Annotated in this window: 22 protein-coding genes and 1 riboswitch; of the genes, 17 read left to right on the top strand and 5 right to left on the bottom strand. The window is 68.6% G+C overall.

Features of this window, described 5'->3' with window-relative positions:
- The first annotated feature begins 9 nt into the window (after positions 1 to 9).
- Genes L3i22_RS43315 through L3i22_RS43305 form a run of 3 tightly spaced genes read left to right on the top strand, consistent with a single transcriptional unit; the run spans position 10 to position 2,495 of the window.
- Positions 10 to 756 carry a hypothetical protein gene (locus tag L3i22_RS43315; protein WP_221323241.1) on the top strand — a complete coding sequence of 249 codons (747 nt, stop codon included), beginning with the start codon at positions 10 to 12 and terminating at the stop codon, positions 754 to 756.
- Between the two features lie 60 nt (positions 757 to 816).
- Positions 817 to 1,497 carry a ribulose-phosphate 3-epimerase gene (gene rpe, locus L3i22_RS43310; protein ID WP_221323240.1) on the top strand — a complete coding sequence of 227 codons (681 nt, stop codon included), beginning with the start codon at positions 817 to 819 and terminating at the stop codon, positions 1,495 to 1,497.
- A complete protein-coding gene (locus L3i22_RS43305; protein WP_221323239.1) occupies positions 1,494 to 2,495 on the top strand; it encodes a response regulator in 1,002 nt (333 codons plus the stop codon). Before rpe ends, L3i22_RS43305 begins: the two co-directional genes overlap by 4 nt.
- 464 nt (positions 2,496 to 2,959) lie before the next feature.
- On the opposite strand, the gene L3i22_RS43300 is transcribed toward L3i22_RS43305, so the two are convergent.
- Entirely contained in the window at positions 2,960 to 3,616 is a 657-nt protein-coding gene (locus L3i22_RS43300) for a lysophospholipid acyltransferase family protein (RefSeq protein ID WP_370644568.1), read from the bottom strand.
- A gap of 5 nt (positions 3,617 to 3,621) precedes the next feature.
- On the bottom strand, positions 3,622 to 4,272 hold the full coding sequence (locus tag L3i22_RS43295) for a TetR/AcrR family transcriptional regulator (RefSeq protein ID WP_221323237.1): 651 nt from the start codon (positions 4,270 to 4,272) through the stop codon (positions 3,622 to 3,624).
- A 77-nt stretch (positions 4,273 to 4,349) separates the two neighbouring features.
- Here L3i22_RS43295 and L3i22_RS43290 point away from each other — a divergent pair, with 77 nt between their 5' ends.
- From L3i22_RS43290 to L3i22_RS43250, 9 genes are all read left to right on the top strand, one after another.
- Positions 4,350 to 5,531 (top strand): aminotransferase class V-fold PLP-dependent enzyme, encoded by a 1,182-nt coding sequence (locus L3i22_RS43290; protein ID WP_221323236.1) that lies wholly within the window; start codon positions 4,350 to 4,352, stop codon positions 5,529 to 5,531.
- 61 nt (positions 5,532 to 5,592) lie between these two features.
- A riboswitch (FMN riboswitch) is annotated at positions 5,593 to 5,768 on the top strand.
- 194 nt (positions 5,769 to 5,962) lie between these two features.
- The gene (gene ribD, locus L3i22_RS43285) at positions 5,963 to 7,021 is read left to right on the top strand and encodes a bifunctional diaminohydroxyphosphoribosylaminopyrimidine deaminase/5-amino-6-(5-phosphoribosylamino)uracil reductase RibD (RefSeq protein WP_221330429.1); all 1,059 of its coding nucleotides are present in this window, start codon (positions 5,963 to 5,965) and stop codon (positions 7,019 to 7,021) included.
- Between the two features lie 3 nt (positions 7,022 to 7,024).
- On the top strand, positions 7,025 to 7,624 hold the full coding sequence (locus tag L3i22_RS43280; protein WP_221323235.1) for a riboflavin synthase: 600 nt from the start codon (positions 7,025 to 7,027) through the stop codon (positions 7,622 to 7,624).
- On the top strand, positions 7,617 to 8,825 hold the full coding sequence (locus L3i22_RS43275) for a bifunctional 3,4-dihydroxy-2-butanone-4-phosphate synthase/GTP cyclohydrolase II (RefSeq protein WP_221323234.1): 1,209 nt from the start codon (positions 7,617 to 7,619) through the stop codon (positions 8,823 to 8,825). The genes L3i22_RS43280 and L3i22_RS43275 overlap by 8 nt, the downstream gene beginning before the upstream one ends.
- A gap of 46 nt (positions 8,826 to 8,871) precedes the next feature.
- Complete coding sequence (gene ribH, locus L3i22_RS43270) at positions 8,872 to 9,348, top strand: 6,7-dimethyl-8-ribityllumazine synthase (RefSeq protein ID WP_221323233.1); 477 nt, start codon at positions 8,872 to 8,874, stop codon at positions 9,346 to 9,348.
- A 167-nt stretch (positions 9,349 to 9,515) separates the two neighbouring features.
- A complete protein-coding gene (locus tag L3i22_RS43265; protein ID WP_255657596.1) occupies positions 9,516 to 10,259 on the top strand; it encodes a GH25 family lysozyme in 744 nt (247 codons plus the stop codon).
- A 964-nt stretch (positions 10,260 to 11,223) separates the two neighbouring features.
- Positions 11,224 to 11,517: a hypothetical protein gene (locus L3i22_RS43260; protein ID WP_221323231.1), complete on the top strand. Its 294-nt coding sequence runs from the start codon at positions 11,224 to 11,226 to the stop codon at positions 11,515 to 11,517.
- A gap of 92 nt (positions 11,518 to 11,609) precedes the next feature.
- A complete protein-coding gene (locus tag L3i22_RS43255; RefSeq protein WP_221323230.1) occupies positions 11,610 to 12,014 on the top strand; it encodes a hypothetical protein in 405 nt (134 codons plus the stop codon).
- Between the two features lie 859 nt (positions 12,015 to 12,873).
- Positions 12,874 to 13,329 carry a hypothetical protein gene (locus tag L3i22_RS43250; RefSeq protein WP_221323229.1) on the top strand — a complete coding sequence of 152 codons (456 nt, stop codon included), beginning with the start codon at positions 12,874 to 12,876 and terminating at the stop codon, positions 13,327 to 13,329.
- Between the two features lie 55 nt (positions 13,330 to 13,384).
- Here L3i22_RS43250 and L3i22_RS43245 read toward each other — a convergent pair whose 3' ends face one another.
- From L3i22_RS43245 to L3i22_RS43235, 3 genes are read right to left on the bottom strand one after another with little or no spacing between them, the layout of a single operon-like run.
- Positions 13,385 to 14,125, bottom strand: coding sequence for an amino acid ABC transporter ATP-binding protein (locus tag L3i22_RS43245; protein ID WP_221323228.1), 741 nt, complete (start codon positions 14,123 to 14,125; stop codon positions 13,385 to 13,387).
- Positions 14,125 to 14,964 carry an amino acid ABC transporter permease gene (locus tag L3i22_RS43240; RefSeq protein ID WP_221323227.1) on the bottom strand — a complete coding sequence of 280 codons (840 nt, stop codon included), beginning with the start codon at positions 14,962 to 14,964 and terminating at the stop codon, positions 14,125 to 14,127. The genes L3i22_RS43245 and L3i22_RS43240 overlap by 1 nt, the downstream gene beginning before the upstream one ends.
- A complete protein-coding gene (locus L3i22_RS43235; RefSeq protein WP_221323226.1) occupies positions 14,961 to 15,833 on the bottom strand; it encodes an ABC transporter substrate-binding protein in 873 nt (290 codons plus the stop codon). The genes L3i22_RS43240 and L3i22_RS43235 overlap by 4 nt, the downstream gene beginning before the upstream one ends.
- Before the next feature lie 78 nt (positions 15,834 to 15,911).
- On the opposite strand from L3i22_RS43235, the gene L3i22_RS43230 reads away from it, so the two are divergent.
- The 5 genes from L3i22_RS43230 to rpmI all read left to right on the top strand — a co-directional run bounded on the left by L3i22_RS43230 (position 15,912) and on the right by rpmI (position 18,699).
- Positions 15,912 to 16,175, top strand: coding sequence for a phosphoribosyl-ATP diphosphatase (locus L3i22_RS43230; RefSeq protein WP_067696625.1), 264 nt, complete (start codon positions 15,912 to 15,914; stop codon positions 16,173 to 16,175).
- Between the two features lie 42 nt (positions 16,176 to 16,217).
- Positions 16,218 to 17,060 (top strand): ATP phosphoribosyltransferase, encoded by an 843-nt coding sequence (gene hisG, locus L3i22_RS43225; protein WP_221323225.1) that lies wholly within the window; start codon positions 16,218 to 16,220, stop codon positions 17,058 to 17,060.
- On the top strand, positions 17,060 to 17,518 hold the full coding sequence (locus L3i22_RS43220; RefSeq protein ID WP_221323224.1) for a PH domain-containing protein: 459 nt from the start codon (positions 17,060 to 17,062) through the stop codon (positions 17,516 to 17,518). The genes hisG and L3i22_RS43220 overlap by 1 nt, the downstream gene beginning before the upstream one ends.
- 314 nt (positions 17,519 to 17,832) lie before the next feature.
- Positions 17,833 to 18,447 (top strand): translation initiation factor IF-3, encoded by a 615-nt coding sequence (gene infC / locus L3i22_RS43215; RefSeq protein WP_221323223.1) that lies wholly within the window; start codon positions 17,833 to 17,835, stop codon positions 18,445 to 18,447.
- Between the two features lie 57 nt (positions 18,448 to 18,504).
- Positions 18,505 to 18,699: a 50S ribosomal protein L35 gene (gene rpmI / locus L3i22_RS43210; RefSeq protein ID WP_221323222.1), complete on the top strand. Its 195-nt coding sequence runs from the start codon at positions 18,505 to 18,507 to the stop codon at positions 18,697 to 18,699.
- The last annotated feature ends 37 nt before the right edge of the window (positions 18,700 to 18,736 follow it).

Raw genomic sequence — 18,736 nt, 5'->3', positions numbered from 1 at the left:
CGTGATTCCGTGACCGGGGGCGACATCCAGCCTGATTCGCCGTTCCTCGTCGTCGGCCTGTTCCTGGATCGGCTGTCCGACGACGAGGCGCTGGCGAAGACCTGCCGGGCGCTGCACGACCTCGGCGCGTCGTACACCGGGTCGGCGTGGGCGGGTCCCGCCGAGCCGCCTCCCTTCGAGTACGTCACCGACCTGCCGCTCCGGCTCTCGGACTGGCCCGTGACGGCGCCCGGCGAGCGGCAGTACCGGGTCGGCATGTCGATCGAGGACCTGGGCACGCTCGCGGTCAGTTTCGGCCGTGCCGACCCGGCGGGTGGGCATCCCGTCGCGGTCATGACGTTCCTCGGGCCCTACAGCTACCCCGACTACTGGGACGACGAGGACCGGGCGGAAGCGGTCCGGTACCGGGCCCGGGCGCTGGCCGTCCTGCGCGGGCTCTGCGACGGACTGGATCCGCTCTACGCGTCGGTAGAGGAGGAGGAGGCGGTGCCCGTCCCCTCCCGGCTCGCCAGGGTGGAGACGATGACTCCGCCCGACTTCTACCTCGCGGACCGGGCCCGGAGCCGGATGGGACCGATCCCGGATCTCTTCCCCGAAGCGGTGGTCGAGGAGTGGCGGACCGGGGTGTTCGTCTCGCACTGGCTGGCTCCGGCCGAGCCGGTCGAGCCGCCGCCCGGCGCGTGGGGCACGGTCTCCCGGGAGCTGGGACGTGCGGCTGCCGAGCTCGGCTGGGTGGAACGCCGTCCGGAGCACTGAGCACCGGCCGTTGTCCACAGGCCTGCCGACGCGTTCCGCCCGAGGTTTTACACTTCAGCGGTGACGTCATCGCCGATCATCGCGCCGAGCATCCTCGCCTCCGACTTCTCCCGGCTCGGTGAGGAAGTGCGGGCCATCGAGGGGGCGGCCGACTGGGTGCACGTGGATGTCATGGACAACCACTTCGTGCCGAACCTCACGCTCGGCCTGCCGATCGTGCAGAGCCTGCGCAAGGCGACCACGATCCCGTTCGACGTGCACCTGATGATCACCGACCCGGAGCGCTGGGCGCCGGCCTATGCCGAGGCCGGGGCGTACAACGTGACGTTCCACGCCGAGGCCTGTGACGACCCGGTCGGGCTGGCCAAGTCGCTGCGGGCGGCCGGGGCCAAGGCCGGCCTGGCGATCGACCGGGACACGCCCGTGGAGCCGTACCTGGAGTTGTTGCCCTATCTGGACACCGTGCTGATCATGACGATCAAGGCCGGCTTCGGTGGGCAGAAGTTCATGCCGGAGATGCTGGAAAAGGTGCGTGACGTGCGCCGACGCGTGTCCGTCGGGAACCTGGACGTCCGCATCGAGGTGGACGGCGGGATCGCCGCGGACACCATCGAGCAGGCCGCCGCGGCCGGTGCCGACGCGTTCGTGGCGGGCACCGCCGTCTATGGGGCTGCCGATCCCGCCGAGGCGGTGCGTAAGCTTCGGGCACTGGCCGCCGAGCGCATGGGGATCTCGATGTGAGTAACGCCGAGCCGGGGCCCGCGGTCGACGACTTCGGGTCCGACGCCGAGGAGCAACGACCCGATCTCATCCTGGTCGTCGACGACGATCAGGACATCGCGAGCTTCGTCGAGTTCAACCTCAAGGTGCACGGCTTCGAGGTGATCCGCGCCCGGGACGGGCAGGAGGCGCTCGGCCTGATGGAGACGCACCGGCCGGACCTGGCCGTCGTCGACTGGATGATGCCCCGGATGGACGGGGTCGAGCTGATCCGCGAGCTGCGCGCCGACCCGCTGACCTCCGCGCTGCCGGTGATCATGCTGACCGCCAAGAGCATGACCGGCGACAAGGTGGTCGGCCTGACCAGCGGCGCCGACGACTACCTGACCAAGCCGTTCGACACCGCCGAGCTGATCGCCCGGGTCTCCACCACGCTGCGGCGCAACAAGGAGTTCCGCGAGGTCTCGCCGCTGACCGGCCTGCCCGGCAACGCGCGGGTGCGCCGCGAGATCGCCGACCGGATCAAGAACGGCGGCGATTACTCGGTCGGCTACATCGACATCGACAGATTCAAGAGCGTCAATGACGTTTACGGTTTCGACCGCGGCGACGAATTCATCACCGCAATGGCGCGGAGCCTGCAACGGGCCAGCGCCTCGACCGGAAAGCCGTCGATCTTCCTCGGTCACATCGGCGGCGACGACTTCGTCTTCATCTGCCATCCGGACCAGGTGCTCCCGCTGACCAAGAGCATGGTGACCGATTTCGAGTCCGCGGCCGACCGGCTCTACGACCAGAAGGACGCGCAGCGCGGCTACATCGAGGTGCCCGACCGTCGCGGCAACAAGCAGCGTGCCGCCCTGGTCACACTCTCCATCGGGGTGGCGCAGGCGACCGGGGGCGGCCGGCAGTTCGTCGATCCGCGAACGGTCATCGCGGTCGCCTCGGAGATGAAAAAGGTCGCGAAGTCCCAGCCGGGCTCGTACGTCGCGATCGACCGCCGCCGCGAAACCGAATAGCCTTTCCCGGAAACCGAAGATCAACTTCAAATTCTTCATTGCCTCGGCTGCGGCCGATAACTGATCGTCGCTCCCGCGGGGACCCTTCCGGGCCTCGCAAGGGCGCGGGGCGCCCAGAACACGAGACCCGAAAGGGCGACGTCCGTGGGTGGGCGCGGTTTAAAAGGACCCGCGCAAGCCGGCTGCCGGGTCGAGGTTCAGCCGCGTGTCCCGCTCCCGGCTGGCGCTGAGGGCTGCCTCCGGCGCCCCGGAACAACCCTGAAGACCAGCCGGGACCGCGAGCGCTGCGCGGGCCCGGGCCGCGGCGCGGGTCGCGGGCCCGGCTGGTTCAGGGCGTGCGGGGTGGCGCGGGTTCGGCTGGTTCAGGGCGTGCGGGGTGGCGCGGGTTCGGCTGGTTCAGGGCGTGCGGGGTGGCGCGGGTTCGGCTGGTTCAGGGCGTGCGGGGTGGCGCGGGTCCGGCTGGTTCAGGGCGTGCGGGGTGGGGCGTAGGACGGGACGTATTCCTGGGCGGTCAGTGACTGGATGGCGGCGATCAGGTCGTCGGTGAGGCGGCGGGCGTCCGCCGCGGACTCGACCTTGACCGGGATCGGCGGGGCGAAGGTCAGGGTGACCGGGTGGCGTCGGGGGAAGCGCCGGCCGGCCGGGCGGATGTGGTCGGTGCCGGTGATGCCGACCGGGACGACCGGGACGCCGGCCTGGGCGGCGAGGCGGACCGCGCCGGTGCGGCCGCGGTAGAGGCGGCCGTCCGGTGACCGGGTGCCCTCCGGGAAGACCGCGACCAGGCCGCCCGCCTTCAGGATCGGTACCGCCGCGTCGAACGCGGAGAGCACCGCCCGCCCGCCGCCCCGCTCGACCGGGATCGCCCCCATCCCGGTGACGACCCGTCGCGTGAGGTTGCCGCGGGCGCCGGGGGAGCGGAAGTATTCCGCCTTGGCCCAGAACGCGACGTGCCGCGGCGTGTTGACGCCCAGGAAGAGCTGGTCGGCGATGGCGTGGTGGTTCGGGCACAGGATCGCGCCGGAGTCGCCGGGAATGTTCTCCAGGCCGGTCACCGTGGTGGGCCAGAGGCCGCGCAGGAGCGCGCCGAGCGTGCGGTGGGCACCCGCGTAGAGGGGCGGCATGCGTGTCATGGCGGACCTTCCGGGCCGAGGTGGGCGGTCAGGGTGGCGTCGATGAACGGGGCCGGGTCGGTGGCGGCGGTGGCCAGGGTCAGCGAGCCCCAGTTCCACAGCTCGGCGATGCCGTGCAGGGTGCCCCAGATCGCCGCGGCGGTCACCTCGGCGGGTGCCGCGGGGAGCGGCTCGGCGGCGGTCTGCGGGTGGGCCGCGGGGACCGGCTCGGCCGGCTCGGCGGCGGCTTGCGGGCGGGCGGCCGCGACCAGCTCGGTCAGCAGACGGAAGAGCGGGAGGGACGCGTCCCGCAGGCCCAGTTCGCCACCGCTGGACAGCAGATCGTGGCGGAACATCAGTTCGAACATGCCGCGGTTGCCGGCGGCGAACCGTACGTACAGGAAAGCAATTGTCTTGATCTTTGTTCGGGGGTCTTCCGGGCCGGCCCGCAGGGCGGTCCGCACCTGGTCGGAGAGGTCGGCGAAGCCGGAGCGGGCGATCGCCGAGAGCAGCGACAGGTGGGTCGGGAAGTAGCGGCGCGGCGCTCCGTGCGAGACGCCGGCGCGACGGGCTATCTCACGCAGTGAGAGCGCGCCGGGACTTTCCGTGCGTAGCAATGCAGCCCCGACGCGCACCAGCCGATCACGTAAGGCGTCGTCAGCGGGCATAGACAGTGTCTATCAGAGCGCGTAGACACTGTCTACGGCAGGTGCGCGGAGGCCGCCGGTCTGAAATTCTCGGGGGCATGGACGTCGACGCGCTTCGGGCCGGCACCCCCGGTTGCCGGCACCGGATCCACCTGAACAACGCGGGCGCGGGCCTGATGTCGCAGGCCACCCTGGACACGGTCGTCGAGCATCTGCGGCTGGAGGCCGAGATCGGCGGCTACGAGGCGGCCGGCGCGACGGCGGGCCGGGTCGCCGCGGTCTACGCCGGGCTGGCCGAGCTGCTCGGCGGCCGGGCCGACGAGATCGCGCTCTTCGACAACGCGACACATGCCTGGCAGGCCGCGTTCTACTCGGTGCCGCTGAAGGCCGGCGACCGGGTGCTGACCGGCCGCAACGAGTACGGCAGCAACGTGCTCGCCTACCTGCAGGCGGCCCGTCGGGTGGGCGCCGAGATCGTGGTGGTGCCGAACGACGAGCACGGCCAGCTCGACACGCACGCGCTCGCCGAGCTGATCGACGAGCGCACCCGGCTGATCGGGGTGACCCACGTGCCGACCGCGGGTGGCCTGGTCAACCCGGCCGCCGCGATCGGCCGGGTGGCCCGCGCCGCCGGCGTGCCCTACCTGCTGGACGCCACCCAGTCGGCCGGCCAGTTCCCGGTCGACGTCGCCGAGATCGGCTGCGACTTCCTCTGCGGCACCGGGCGCAAGTTCCTGCGCGGGCCGCGCGGCACCGGCTTCCTCTGGGTGCGCGACGGGATCCTGGAGCGGCTCGACCCGCACGTCGTGGAGATCGAGTCGGCGGACTGGGACGGTGCGCGCGGCTTCGACTGGGTGCCCGGCGCGCAGCGGTTCGCCACCTGGGAGATGAACTACGCCGCGGTGCTCGGCCTGGGCGCGGCCGTCGATCAGGCGCTCAACCTGGGGCTGGACGAGATCGGCAAGCGCAACGCGGAGCTCGGCGACCGGATGCGCGGGGTGCTCGAGGACCTGCCGGGCGTGACCCTCCACGACCTCGGCAGCCGGCAGTGCGCGATCGTCACCGCGACCGTCGAGGGGGTGGAGTCCGAGCAGGTGGTGGCCCGGCTGGCGGCCTCCGGCGTGAACGTGACCGTGACCGTCCCGGGACACCAGCAGTTCGACACCGAGGACCGGAACCCGCCGCCGCTGATCCGCTTCTCGCCGCACTACTACAACACCGAGGACGAGGTCGAGCACGCCGCGGCCCTGGTCGGAGCGATGGTCGGTAAGCCGTTGTGAGATCCCTGACGCGTGGGGTGGCAAAACCGGAATCGCGTGCAAGACTCGGGGGTAACCCACCACGCGCTGGCGGGACTCGGTGAAATTCCGAACCGGCGGTGATCTGCTGCGTGAGCAGCGGTAAGCCCGCGACCCGGACGCTGCACCAACGGCGGCCGGTGGACCTGGTGAGACTCCAGGGCCGACGGTTGATCAGGCGTAAGCCCGGTCAGACAGTCCGGATGGGAGACAGCGCGCGGAATCGGACGGGTGTGCCCTCGACAGGGGTGCATCCGGGGTGCGTCCTCGGTATGTGAGGGCCGCATCCAGCCGGGTGCGCGAAGCGTGCCCTCCGTGTCCGATTCCTGGCGTTTCTCCCCTCAAGCTCGTCGCGCGTGAACCGGCCGCGCGTTTCCCTCGCGTGGCGCACCACGCGAGAGGACGGCACGCCGATGGTGACCGAGGACGAGGCGATGCGCCGCGCGATCGCGCAGGCCGGCCGTGGCCTCGGCACGACCAGCCCGAACCCGGTGGTCGGCTGCCTGCTGCTCAGCGCCGACGGCGAGATCGTCGGCGAGGGCTTCCACGCCTACGCGGGCGGCCCGCACGCCGAGATCGTCGCGCTCGCCCAGGCCGGCGAGCGGGCCCGCGGCGGGGTCTGCGTGGTCACCCTCGAACCCTGCAACCACACCGGCCGCACCGGCCCGTGCTCGGAGGCGCTGATCCAGGCCGGCCTGCGCCGGGTGGTGATCGCCGTCGACGATCCGAACCCGGTGGCCTCCGGCGGCGCCGCCACCCTGCGCGCGGCCGGCCTCCAGGTCGAGACCGGGGTGCGCCGCGCCGAGGCGGAGCTGGGCAACATCGCCTGGCTGACCGCCGTGCGCCGGGCCCGACCGTTCGTGACCTGGAAGTTCGCCGCCACGCTGGACGGTCGCTCGGCCGCCGCGGACGGGACGAGCCAGTGGGTCAGCTCGGCCGAGTCCCGCTTCGACGTGCACGAGCTGCGCAGCACGGTGGACGCGATCGTGGCCGGCGTCGGCACGGTGCTCGCCGACGACCCGCAGCTCACCGTCCGGGACCTGCGGGACGGGTCGCTCGCGATCAAGCAGCCGCTGCGGGTGGTCGTCGACTCGCGGGGGCGTACCCCGGAGAACGCCCGCGTCCGTGACGCCGCCGCACCCACCTGGATCGTCACCGCGGCCGAGGCCGGTCAGGGGCCGGACGGCCGGGTCGACCTGAACGCCGTGCTCACCGAGCTCTACGCGCGGGGCATCCGCAACGTCCTGCTGGAGGGCGGCCCGACGCTGGCCGGCGCGTTCCTCGCGGCCGGCCTGGTCGACCGGGTGATCGGCTACGTCGCGCCGAAACTGCTCGGCGCCGGCCGTCCCGCCCTGGTCGACGCGGGGATCGGCACCATCGCCGACGCCCTGGAGCTCGACTTCACCGACATCGCGCAGATCGGGGGCGACCTGCGCTTCACCGCTTCGTTGCGTCCCGCTAAGGAGAACTGAGGAATGTTCACCGGCATCGTCGAAGAACTCGGGGAGATCGTCCGTCTCACCGAGGGCGCCGAGGACTCCGCCGTCATCGCCGTCCGGGGGCCACTGGTCACCTCGGACGCGGGCGATGGCGACTCGATCTCCGTCAACGGCGTCTGTCTCACCGTCATCGACAACGTCGACGGGGTGTTCACCGCCGACGTGATGGGTGAGACGCTGCGCCGCTCCTCGCTGGGCGCGCTGACCGTCGGCAGCAACGTCAACCTGGAGCGGGCCGCCGCCCTGGGCAGCCGCCTCGGCGGTCACCTGGTGCAGGGCCACGTGGACGGGGTGGCGAAGGTGGTCGGCCGCGAGCCGGCCGATCAGTGGGAGGTGGTGACCTTCTCACTCCCCGCCGATCTGGCCCGATATGTCGTGGAGAAGGGTTCGATCACGGTGGACGGGGTGTCGCTGACCGTCATGGCGGTCACCGACGACACGTTCTCGGTCGGGATGATCCCGGCCACCTCCAAGCACACGGTGCTGGGCAGCAAGGCCATCGGCGAACCGGTCAACCTCGAGGTCGACGTGATCGCCAAGTACGTCGAGAAGATGCTGGGGAGCCGCAATGTCTGAGAGCATCGAGCGCGCGATCGCCGAGATCAAGGCCGGTCGGCCGGTGATCGTGGTGGACGACGAGGACCGGGAGAACGAGGGCGACCTCATCTTCGCCGCGGAGCACGCCACGCCCGAGATGGTGGCCTTCATGGTCCGCTACACCTCGGGTTACATCTGCGTGGCGATCACCGAGTCGGAGGCCGACCGGCTGGACCTGCCCCCGATGTACCACACCAACCAGGACAAGAAGGGCACCGCGTACGCCGTGGCCGTCGACGCCCGGCACGGTGTGAGCACCGGCATCTCGGCCGCCGACCGCGCCCGGACGATCAGCCTGCTCGGCTCGGCCACCACCCAGCCCGCCGACCTGTCGCGTCCCGGGCACGTCGTGCCGCTGCGCGCCAAGGCCGGCGGGGTGCTGCGCCGCCCCGGGCACACCGAGGCCGCGATCGACCTGGCCGTGCTGGCCGGGTGCAGCCCGTCCGGCGCGCTCTGCGAGATGGTCAACGACGACGGCACCATGCAGCGCCGCCCCGACCTGGAGAAGTTCGCGATCGAGCACGACCTGGTCCTGGTCACCATCGCCGACCTGGTCGCCTACCTGCGGGAGAAGGACGGCAAGCAGGTCGAGCGGGTGGTGGAGACCACCATGCCGACCGAGCACGGCGTCTTCACCGCGGTCGGCTACCGCACCGAGGCGGACCACGGCGAGCACGTCGCGCTGGTCTACGGCGACCTCTCGGACGGGGAGGATGTGCTGGTCCGGGTGCACTCCGAGTGCCTGACCGGGGATGTCTTCGGCTCCCGTCGCTGCGACTGCGGCCCGCAGCTGGACGCCGCGCTGGAGCGGGTGGCCGCGGCCGGCCGGGGCGTGGTGCTCTACATGCGCGGGCACGAGGGCCGGGGGATCGGCCTGCTGCACAAGCTGCAGGCGTACCAGTTGCAGGACCGCGGCTTCGACACCGTCGACGCGAACCTGGAACTCGGCCTGCCGGCCGACGCGCGGGACTACGGCATCGGCGCCCAGATCCTGTACGACCTGGGCGTCCGCTCGATGCGCCTGCTCACCAACAACCCGGCGAAGCGGGCCGGCTTGGAGGGCTACGGCCTGCGGGTCACCGGCCGCGAGGCGCTGCCGGTTCGCCTGCACCCGGAGAACGTGCGCTACCTGCGGACCAAGCGGGACCGGATGGGCCACCTGTTCGAGGCGTTGGGCTGACCGGGACCGGTTCGGAAGACGATGATGACGACAAAGGGGGACTCTGATGGCCGGCTTCGGTGATCCACACACCCAGCCCGTCGACGCGGCCGGGCTGCGGCTCGGCATCGTCGGTTCGCGCTGGCACAACGACCTGGTCGACCACATGATCTCGCGGGCCACGGCGGCCGCCGAGGCGTGCGGCGTGACCGACGTCATCGTGGCCCGGGTGGCCGGCTCGGTGGAGCTGCCGGTGGTCGCTCAGGCGCTGGCGAAGAAGTGCGACGCGGTGGTCGCGCTCGGCGTCGTGATCAAGGGCGAGACCCAGCACTTCGAGTACGTGTGCGACGCGGTCACGGCCGGCCTGACCCGGGTCGCGCTGGACGCGGAGACCCCGGTCGCGCACGGCGTGCTCACCGTGCACAGCCTCGGGCAGGCCCGCGACCGGGCCGGCCTGGAGGACTCGATCGAGGACAAGGGCTGGCAGAGCACGGTCGCCGTCCTGGACGCGGCGCTCGCCATCCGCGAGGTCCAGAAGTACTGAGAAGTTCCGGTAAGGGCCGATCATCGTACGGATGATCGGCCCTTTCTCGTTCAGAACGGGTAATCCGTACGAAGTAGGGATCTGGTCTCACATTTTTCCCGGGATAGCGTCATCGGCATCCGACCCGGCCGGCGGAATCACCCGATGAACTCTCGATGGGGAGAACCATGCGATCGATCCGCCGTCTCCACGCCGCCCTCGTCGCTCTCGCCGCCGGTGTCACCCTGTTCCCGGCGGTGCCCGCTCTCGCCGCACCGGCCGGCCCACCGGGTCTGGACGTCTCCGGCTGGCAGTCGGGCGACAATTTCTGGCCTCGCGTCTTCCAGCAGGGTGGCCGGTTCGCCTATGTGAAGGCGACCGAGGGCCTCAGCAGCCGGACCAATCCGAACTTCGCCCGTCAGTACAACGGGGCCTACCAGGCCGGATTGATCCGCGGCGCCTATCACTTCGCCATTCCGAGCCCCACGAGTGGGGGCGCCCGCCAGGCCGACTTCTTCGTCGATCACGGTGGGGGCTGGAGCCGGGACGGCCGGACCCTGCCCGGCGCGGTGGATCTGGAGGGCTACCCGGGTCGGCCCGACCAGTGCTACGGGATGCGCGGCACGCCCATGGTCAACTGGATCCGCGACTTCAGCAACCGCTACCAGGCCCGGACCGGACGCCGGCCGGTGATCTACACCCGGACGAACTGGTGGAACACCTGCACCGGGCGGAGCACGGCGTTCGGCTCGACCAGCCCGCTGTGGCTGGCCGAGTTCGGCGTCCGGAAACCGAGCTCGGTGCCGGCCGGCTGGTCCACCTACTCGTTCTGGCAGTGGTCGGACAAGCAGACGCCGTTCCCCGGCGACCAGGACGTCTGGAACGGCCCGGCCGACCGCCTGCGCGTGATGGCCTGCGGCGGGCCGTGCTGATCCGCAAAGGCCGGCTGTCCCCAAAGGCACGCTGAGCGCTTCGACGGGGTCGCCCAGCACCTGCTCGGGCGGCCCCTGTTCGGGGACGCGGCCGTTGTCGAGCAACGCGCGTCACCCGGTCGGTGATCACGATCAAGGGCAGGGTCAAAAGAATGAAAAGCAGTGCGACGACGACGTACGGCGTGAAGTTCGCGCTCCCGGCCTGGCCGACCTGCGCCGGCCGGGCGGACACTTGAAGTCAATAAGTCGCTCGTACATAATACGCTTCCGTGTGAGTCCTGCTTCAAGCCAGAGGCGCATCCTTCGATGAACGAGGCCCTTAAGAAGGGTGCTGCCTCTTGGGTGAATGGAGGTCTATTTTGGCGAGAGTAAGGCGATATGCCGAGCCCCGATGACGGTGTTTATGTGTCGAATCCCGATGCTAACGTTTATATTGAGGCGGCGAAAACCGTTCGCGTCAGCCCGCGGCCCATTCCGGCCAACCGTGGCGACTGGTGGTTTCGGAGATGGACCGTTACTGCGCCGTCTCTAGATGGTTTGGATAGTTTCGTAATGCCTGCTCCGGTTTTGAAGCAGCTATTGTTGCCAGTGTGGTAGCGAGCAAAGCAGGAAATATCTTTGTGGAGGTAGGGGAGCGCCAGGAAGAGCTTTCTGTGCCTGCGTTGACGTATGCGGCCATGGTCGTCAGCGAATTGCGATGTCGGCTAGGCAGTGGGACGGCAGTGGATGGCGACCCAAAACACACATTGTTTCTATTGGTGCAATGGGATTGCGGCAAATATTCGTCAGCGGGGTGACGGTGATGCCTCCGTGCCCGACCGTGGCCTCAAGCGCAACCACGTTCGGTTCCCGGCCGCCCTCTGCGCCGCGCGTCTGGGCAGTCGGGATATCAAGCACTTGAAATGACGGTGATTCATCTGTTGTTTGCGAGTAATTGATCGTTGGAAGCTTTGGGAGAGTAGTAGTGAATGAGAGTGAAGTTGCTTTCCGGAAGGCTGTCCAGCGCTTTGCTGACATAGTTTGCGCCGATGACTCGGTGTTCTTCGATTCGCTCCCGGGGCGTGTCGAGTCATCGCTGGGTTCGCCTATGGCGGCACTTGGCGTCGTGAACGAAAGCACTCGCATCGAAGATGTTGTCGATGCTGTCCTTCTCGTGGAGGAGATTGCGGTTGACATTGAAGAATATGTTCCTGAAGAGCTTTCAGATCTGATAAAGAAAATTGCCGATGCGAGGCGCAACCTCCAATCTTGTCAGTAGGTACATGTGCGTGTCGCTGAAGGGCTGGCCTGCCAGGGGTTTGAGATTTTGGAGGAAGAAACCCTCTGCTTTCTGCGCACATGTTTGGAGTAATGAAGCGAACGACGGAGGGGCCATCAACCCGGATAAGCTTCTTCCTGGACCTTCCGGAGGACGTCGTGATCAATGTCGAGGACGTATCGAATTTCCTGGTGGACCGTCGCCTTCCCGACCTGCCTCCTGAGGCATTGGCAGAGGTGTTCGCGAAGCTCTCCTGGGATCTGGATGACGATGCGAACGTTGTTCCCGTGTTGCGCCGCTGGCTGCGGGGTGACGACGAATATCGCGTGGCTGTCGCGCTCTGGGTCGAGGACGTGTTCCCCGCAGATTCTCGTGCCGAGATCGTGTCACTGATGGCCGGGATTGCCGCGCGTTTCCCGGCGCTCGTGGAGCGCGCCGATTACTGGATCCGGGCTTGGGATCGGGCTTATGGGAGCAGTGAACCTGGAATGATCTGACGGCTCAGGCCATTCCAGGTCGCTAAAGCCGGCCGGCTTCGATGATTCGGGCCAGAAACTGCCCGGTACAACTGGATCTCGCCGGTGGAGACGTACACCCGGCAGCGGATCGCCGGCGGCGGCACGCCGTCGTACCGGTACACCCAGACCGACAACGCGTACGCCGACGACACCACCCGCGACATGTTCGGCGTCCTGGAGCGCAGCTACACGCACACCGTGCCGGTGGACGCGCAGTACGGCACCTGCGTCAGCGACACGTCCGGTAAACAAGGCCAAGAACATCGTCGGCCTGGTCACCGGGACCGAGGTCCTGGCCAAGGCCTGCGGTGGCTGCACCGCCGGCAGCCCATCCTCGGCTGGCGGGTGCCGCCTCATCGTTCGTCGCCGGATGGATGGACGGCGAACGCGGCTGGGACCTCGCCGTCGATGTCGGCATCGGCGCCGCAATCGGTGGGGCACTGCCGGATTCGGTCCAACGGTGGGATCGGGGCTCAAGGGCGCCTGCGGCGCTGTTGCCAGCAAAGCCAGCGGATTCCTCGGCAGCGCAGGAAGAGCAGCCGGCGCCATCGGCCGAAGTGCGAAGAACCTCGGTGGGAGCCTTCGTGGGGCGGCTAGGAACCTCCTCCGAATCGCCCTGGAGCTGATGGATCGCCCTGGAGCTGATGGATAGTCTCCCGAAGGGCTTGACCTATGCCCGAGACGGCGGAATAGATGGCATTCCGGAGGGTCACATCACCATCCGCGCAACTGAGACGATGTCGTTCTCGAAGTTCACAAAGCTGATCAAGGGCGTGCCATGGGAGGCGATCCAGCTGCCATGACAGACGACTAGGAAGATCTGCTGCAGGCTCGTCGGATGTATCTCGAGGCTCGGTCACGACTGTTCGAAGGCGATCCGACACCCCCGCTGCGCGAAGCGCTGACCTTCGCCTACCCAACTCCGGCGGGGCGGGACGCCGCTCTCCAGGTTCTCGACGAGTTCGATATGACGAGGCCGGACGTCGTGTTGGCGCTCGTCCCGCAGCTCTTAGAGTTGGCGCTCGGGCTCGACTATCGCAGCGGCAAGGTCCGCCAAATGATCGCGAGACTGGAGCCGGCCGCCTCTGAAAAGGCCTTGACGCCAATCGTGGTCGGGTTTCTCGAAGATGGCTCGAGGGAGGCCGCCGACTATTGGGGATTGATTGAGCTGCTGGACAAGGTCGGCCTCGTCAAGATGCGGAAGAAAGTGATCGCCGCCGCGGCGTGTTCTGCCGACGAAGACACCCGAATAACAGCGCGACAGTGGAACGAGCAGCTCAAGAACCGGGATTGAGGAGCTACGGCGCGGGCCTCGAATCCGGTCACCGCGCCGCTGGGTCGTCTTTGGCTCAGAGACGTCCCGCCTCGATGATGCGGGACAGGAACTGACGCGTGCGTGCTTCGGTGGGGTCGCCCAGCACCTGCTCGGGCGGCCCCTGTTCGAGGACGCGGCCGTTGTCGAGGAACGCGACGCGGTCGGCGACCTGCTTGGCGAAGCCCATCTCGTGGGTGGCCAGCACCATGGTCATGCCCTCGCCCTTGAGGTCACGGATCATCGTGAGCACCTCGCCGACCAGCTCCGGGTCGAGGGCTGACGTCACCTCGTCGAGCAGCAGCAGCCGGGGGCTGTTGACCAGTGCGCGGACGATCGCCACGCGCTGCTGCTGGCCGCCGGAGAGGCCGTCCGGGTAGGCCTTGGCCTTGTCCGTCAGCCCGACCCGCTCCAGCCAGGTCATCGCGTTCTCCCGGGCTTCGGCGGCGGCCCGCTTGTGTACCCGGGTCGGCGCGAGGGTGATGTTGTCCAGGACGGTCATGTGCGGGAACAGGTTGTAACTCTGGAAGACGAGACCGATCTTCCGACGTACCAAATCGGGGTTGATCTTGGGGTCGGTGATCTCTTCGCCGTCGAGGCGGATCGTGCCGTCGTCGATCTCGGTGAGCAGGTTCACGCACCTCAGCAGCGTCGACTTGCCCGAGCCGGACGCCCCGATCAGCGCGACCACCTCGTGTTCGCCGACCTCCAGGCCGAGGCCGTCGAGGACGACGCGGTCCCCGAACGTCTTGCGCACGTCGGTACAGGAGAGCAGCATCACGACCCCGCGTTCTGGGTTCGGGCGGCCCGCAGCGTCACCCGGTCGGTGATCACGATCAACGGCAGAGCCAAAAGAATGAAAAGCACTGCGGCGACGACGTACGGCGTGAAGTTCGCGCTCCCGGCCTGGCCGATCTGAGCGGACCGGATCGCGTCGATCGGACCGGCCAGCGAGATCAGGCCGACGTCCTTCTGCATCGACACCACGTCGTTGAGCAGCGGCGGGGCGACCCGGCGAACCGCCTGCGGCAGCACCACGTGACGCATCGCCTGCCGGTAGCTGAGCCCCAGCGAGCGAGCCGCGGCGACCTGGCTGGGGTGCACCGACTCGATGCCGGCCCGGAACACCTCGGCCAGGTACGAGCCGTAGGTGATGACGATCGCCGCCCCGCCGAGCACCAGCACGTCCGGGGTGCCCTGCAGCCGCAGCCCGGGCAGGCCGAACGCGAACAGGTAGATCGTGATGATCAGCGGCAGGCCGCGGAACATGTAGGTGTATCCGGTGGCGATCGCGCGGACCGGGAAGAAGACCGGCCCGCGCAGCGTGCGCAGCACCGCCATGGCCAGCCCGAGCAGCAGCGCCAGCGGCGCGCAGACCAGGAACAGCTGGATGTTGAGCCAGAACCCGTCGAGGATGTCCGGCAGGTACTTGGTGGCGACGTCGACGTTGAGGAACGACTGCTTGACCCGGGGCCATCCGGGCGAGCCGGTGATCCCGACGACGATCAGGACGCCGACGACGGCGGTGGAGAGGGCGGCGAGCAGGACGGAGCGGATCGCCTGCCGGCGATGAAAGACGATCCGCTCGCGCTGCCGCGCACTTGGCGCGTAGGTCACTGGAGCTCAGGCGCTCCGCCGTCGGACAGCCAGGTCTTCTCCTGAACCGCGAGGCTGCCGTCCTGGCGCAGCTGGTCGACGGCGCCGCTGACGCAGCCGGTCAGCTTGGAGCCCTTGTCCAGCACCAGGCCGAACTGCTCGGGCACGCCGACCTGGGGCAGCTGGCCGACGATCACGCCGTCCTTCAGCTCGGCCCCGGTCATGTAGAACGCGGTCGGCAGGTCGACCACGATGCCGTCGACGGTGCCGTTCTCCAGCGCCGCCTTGGCGTCGTCGTTGCTGTTGAACACCGACGGCTTGGCGGTCGGCTTGATGATGTCGGTGACCGCCTGGTAGCTGGTCGTGCCGACCTGGGCGCCGAGCTTCGCGCCGGACAGCTCGGCGAGCGTCTTGGCGTTCGCGATCTTGGAGCCCTTGGTGGTGATGACGGTCTGCCGGACCAGGTAGTACGGCGAGGAGAAGTCGACGGCCTGCTTGCGCTCGTCGGTGATGGAGAACTGGTTGATGTCGAAGTCGAACGTCTTGGGCCCGGGGGCGATGGCGTTGTTGAACGTCACGGACGTCCAGGCCACCTGCTCCTTGGTGTAGCCGAGCCGCTGCGCGACCTGGTACGCGATCGCGGACTCGAAGCCCTGGCCGTTGTCCGGCTTGTTGTCCTTGAACCACGGCTCGTACGCCGGGTTGTCGGTGCCGATCGTGAGCTTGCCGGGGGTGACGGTGCCGGTGAGCGCGCCGGACGGGCAGGCGTCGACGGACGCCGACGGGGATGCGGACGTGGTGGTGTCGTCCTCGACCGGGGAACAGGCCGTGACGGAGGCGAGCGCCAGTACGGCGCCGCCGATGAGGAGAGGGGTGAGACGACTGACCATGCCGGGAGCTTAAAAGAACGTCCCATGGGCTGGGGCCGTTCGTAGTCGGACCGTAATGAGCTGCAACAATCGTCTCCCGTGAAGACGTTCGAAGAACTGTTCGCCGAGTTGCAGCGCAAGGCGGCGGAACAGACCCCCGGTTCGGGCACGGTCGCCGCGCTCGAACGCGGAGTCCACTTCATCGGGAAGAAGGTCGTCGAGGAGGCGGCCGAGTCCTGGATGGCCGCCGAGCACGAGGGCCCGGAGCGGGCTGCCGAGGAGATCTCGCAGCTGCTCTACCAGGCACAAGTCCTGATGATCGCCACCGGTCTCGAGCTCAAGGACGTGTACCGACATCTCTGACGTGCGCCCCGATCCGTCCGTCGAGAACGAAGGAGCACGTCAATGCTGCGTATCGCCATTCCGAACAAGGGCACCCTGTCCGCGCCCGCCTCGCAGATGCTGAAGGACGCCGGCTACCGGCAGCGCACCGACCCCAAAGACCTGGCCTGCCGTGACGAAGCCAACAACGTCGAGTTCTTCTACCTGCGGCCGCGCGACATCGCGACGTACGTCGGCTCGGGTGATCTGGATCTCGGCATCACCGGCCGTGACCTGCTGGTCGACTCCGGCGTCCCGGCCACCGAGCTGCTCGACCTGAACTTCGCCGGCGCCACGTTCCGCTGGGCCGTCCCGGCCGGCACGTTGTCGTCGGTGGACCAGCTCGGTGGGAAGCGGATCGCCACCGCGTTCCCCGGCCTGGTCAGCGGCTACCTGGCCGAGCACGAGCTGAAGGCGGAGGTGGTCCGCCTCGACGGCGCGGTGGAGAACGCGGTCCGCCTCGGGGTCGCCGATCTGATCGCCGACGTCGTGGAGACCGGCGCGACGCTGCGCCAGGCCGGCCTGGTCACGCTCGGCGAGCCGCTGATGCGCTCGTCGGCGATCCTGATCGGACGGCTGGCCGAGCCCCCGGCCGGCGGCGCCCAGCTGCTGCGCCGGCTCAACGGGGTGCTGGTCGCCCGCAACTTCGTGATGCTCGCCTACGACGTCCGGGCCGACCTGCTGGACCAGGCCACCGCGCTGACCCCGGGCATCGAGTCGCCGACCGTCTCCCCGCTGCACCGCGAGGGCTGGGTCGCCGTGCAGGCGATGGTCCAGCGCAGCCAGGTGCACAAGGTGATGGACGAGCTGTACGAACTGGGCGCGCGTGCCATTCTGGTGACGGATATCGCGAACTGTAGGTTGTGATGACTGACGTGAGCTTCAGACCGCAGAAGATCCGCTGGGTGGCCGGTTCGCTGGCGGCCGTCGTGGTCGTGTTCTTCACCGTGCTCAGTTTCGGGCTGCACGGCCAGGCCGGGTTCGAGAACGCCGGCCAGGTCGGCTCGGGCAGCTTCCAGCGGGGTGACCAGGCCGCGATGATCGGGCTGGGCGTCCTGTTCGGCCTCGGCATCCTGGCGTTCTGCCGGCCCCGGGTGGCCGCCGACGACCAGGGCGTGCACGTGCGCAACGTGGTCGGCGGCTACGACCTGCCGTGGAACGTGGTCCGGGCGGTGCGGTTCGACCGGAACTCGCCGTGGGCGCAGCTGGAGCTGCTCGACGACGAGCAGGTGTCGATCCACGCGCTGCAGGCGGTCGACAAGGACTACGCGGTGGACGGGGTGCGGGCTCTTCGAGCCCTGCATACGGCCTCGCAAACGGGCTGATAGACTGGCGGGCAGTCGACCACGTCCTGCGTAAAAGCGGGACGCGAAAGAGGAGCCCGCTGGTTCCCACCCGAGTCACCTGCGTGACTGGGTCCGGTCATCCGTACGGGGAATATTTCCTGTTCGGGGCGCGTCCTCCCTTTGGACGCCGATGACCGGTCGAGCGGGCCTTGGCATGCACTGATTCGGTGCGCGCCGAGGCCTTCTGCTTTCCCGGCCGTTCCCGCCGTCTGCGGGGAACGGTGACTCGGGGCCGACCGACATTGGCAGATATAGGTACGTTCTGAGGAGGCCCCATCAGCGTCGAACCACGCGTGAACGAACAGATCCGGGCACGAGAGGTCCGTCTGGTCGGTCCGGAGGGTGAGCAGGTCGGCATCGTGCCGGTCGAGCGCGCGCTCCAGCTGGCCGCGGATGTCGATCTGGACCTGGTCGAGGTTGCTCCGATGGCGCGGCCGCCGGTGTGCAAGCTCATGGACTTCGGCAAGTTCAAGTACGAGAGCGCACTGAAGGCCCGCGAAGCGCGGCGCAACCAGCAGCAGACCGTCATCAAGGAAATGAAGCTCCGGCCGAAGATCGACCCGCACGACTACGAGACCAAAAAGGGTCACGTGGTGCGGTTCCTCAAGGCGGGCGACAAGGTCAAGGTGACGATCATGTTCCGCGGCCGTGAGCAGAGCCGCCCCGAACTGGGTTTCCGGCTTCTCCGCCGGCTCAGCGAGGAGATCTCTGAGCTCGGCTTCGTGGAGGCCAGTCCGAAGCAGGACGGCCGAAACATGATCATGGTGCTGGCACCGCACCGGGCCACGAAGGCCGCCGCGGTCGCCGCTACCGCGGCCGGGGCCAAGCCCGCCCGGGAACCGCGTGAGGGCGACGGCGACGGTACCGAGGTTCCGCCGGCCGAATCTGCCGAGACCACCGCACAGTAGTCAGCTTTTCCCCGTGTCCCCCTGGTCGTGGGGAAAGATCAGAAAGAGGCGTTTTAAGTGCCGAAGATGAAGAGCCACACCGGCATGGGTAAGCGGGTGAAGGTCACCGGCAAGGGCAAGATCGTGCGTGAGCTGACCGGCAAGCGCCACCTGCTGGAGCACAAGTCCTCCCACGTTACCCGCCGGATGACCGGCACTGTCGCGGTGGCCAAGGTCGACGTGCCGCGAGTGAAGAAGCTTCTGGGCCGCTGACGCGCGCCTCACACGTTCCCCTGTAAGGAGTACTTGA

It is taken from the genome of Actinoplanes sp. L3-i22 (assembly GCF_019704555.1).
GTDB lineage: Bacteria > Actinomycetota > Actinomycetes > Mycobacteriales > Micromonosporaceae > Actinoplanes.
This window is presented reverse-complemented; position numbering and strand designations above follow the sequence as displayed.

Bases quoted from the DNA above. Each gene is read 5' to 3' on its own strand.
- L3i22_RS43295 (WP_221323237.1), bottom strand. From the start codon at position 4,272: ATGCCCGCTGACGACGCCTTACGTGATCGGCTGGTGCGCGTCGGGGCT.
- L3i22_RS43255 (WP_221323230.1), top strand. From the start codon at position 11,610: ATGAAGCGAACGACGGAGGGGCCATCAACCCGGATAAGCTTCTTCCTG.
- ribH (WP_221323233.1), top strand. From the start codon at position 8,872: ATGGCCGGCTTCGGTGATCCACACACCCAGCCCGTCGACGCGGCCGGG.
- ribD (WP_221330429.1), top strand. From the start codon at position 5,963: ATGGTGACCGAGGACGAGGCGATGCGCCGCGCGATCGCGCAGGCCGGC.
- L3i22_RS43220 (WP_221323224.1), top strand. From the start codon at position 17,060: ATGACTGACGTGAGCTTCAGACCGCAGAAGATCCGCTGGGTGGCCGGT.
- L3i22_RS43250 (WP_221323229.1), top strand. From the start codon at position 12,874: ATGTATCTCGAGGCTCGGTCACGACTGTTCGAAGGCGATCCGACACCC.
- L3i22_RS43245 (WP_221323228.1), bottom strand. From the start codon at position 14,125: ATGCTGCTCTCCTGTACCGACGTGCGCAAGACGTTCGGGGACCGCGTC.
- L3i22_RS43300 (WP_370644568.1), bottom strand. From the start codon at position 3,616: ATGCCGCCCCTCTACGCGGGTGCCCACCGCACGCTCGGCGCGCTCCTG.
- L3i22_RS43235 (WP_221323226.1), bottom strand. From the start codon at position 15,833: ATGGTCAGTCGTCTCACCCCTCTCCTCATCGGCGGCGCCGTACTGGCG.
- L3i22_RS43275 (WP_221323234.1), top strand. From the start codon at position 7,617: ATGTCTGAGAGCATCGAGCGCGCGATCGCCGAGATCAAGGCCGGTCGG.
- L3i22_RS43280 (WP_221323235.1), top strand. From the start codon at position 7,025: ATGTTCACCGGCATCGTCGAAGAACTCGGGGAGATCGTCCGTCTCACC.
- hisG (WP_221323225.1), top strand. From the start codon at position 16,218: ATGCTGCGTATCGCCATTCCGAACAAGGGCACCCTGTCCGCGCCCGCC.
- L3i22_RS43265 (WP_255657596.1), top strand. From the start codon at position 9,516: ATGCGATCGATCCGCCGTCTCCACGCCGCCCTCGTCGCTCTCGCCGCC.
- L3i22_RS43290 (WP_221323236.1), top strand. From the start codon at position 4,350: ATGGACGTCGACGCGCTTCGGGCCGGCACCCCCGGTTGCCGGCACCGG.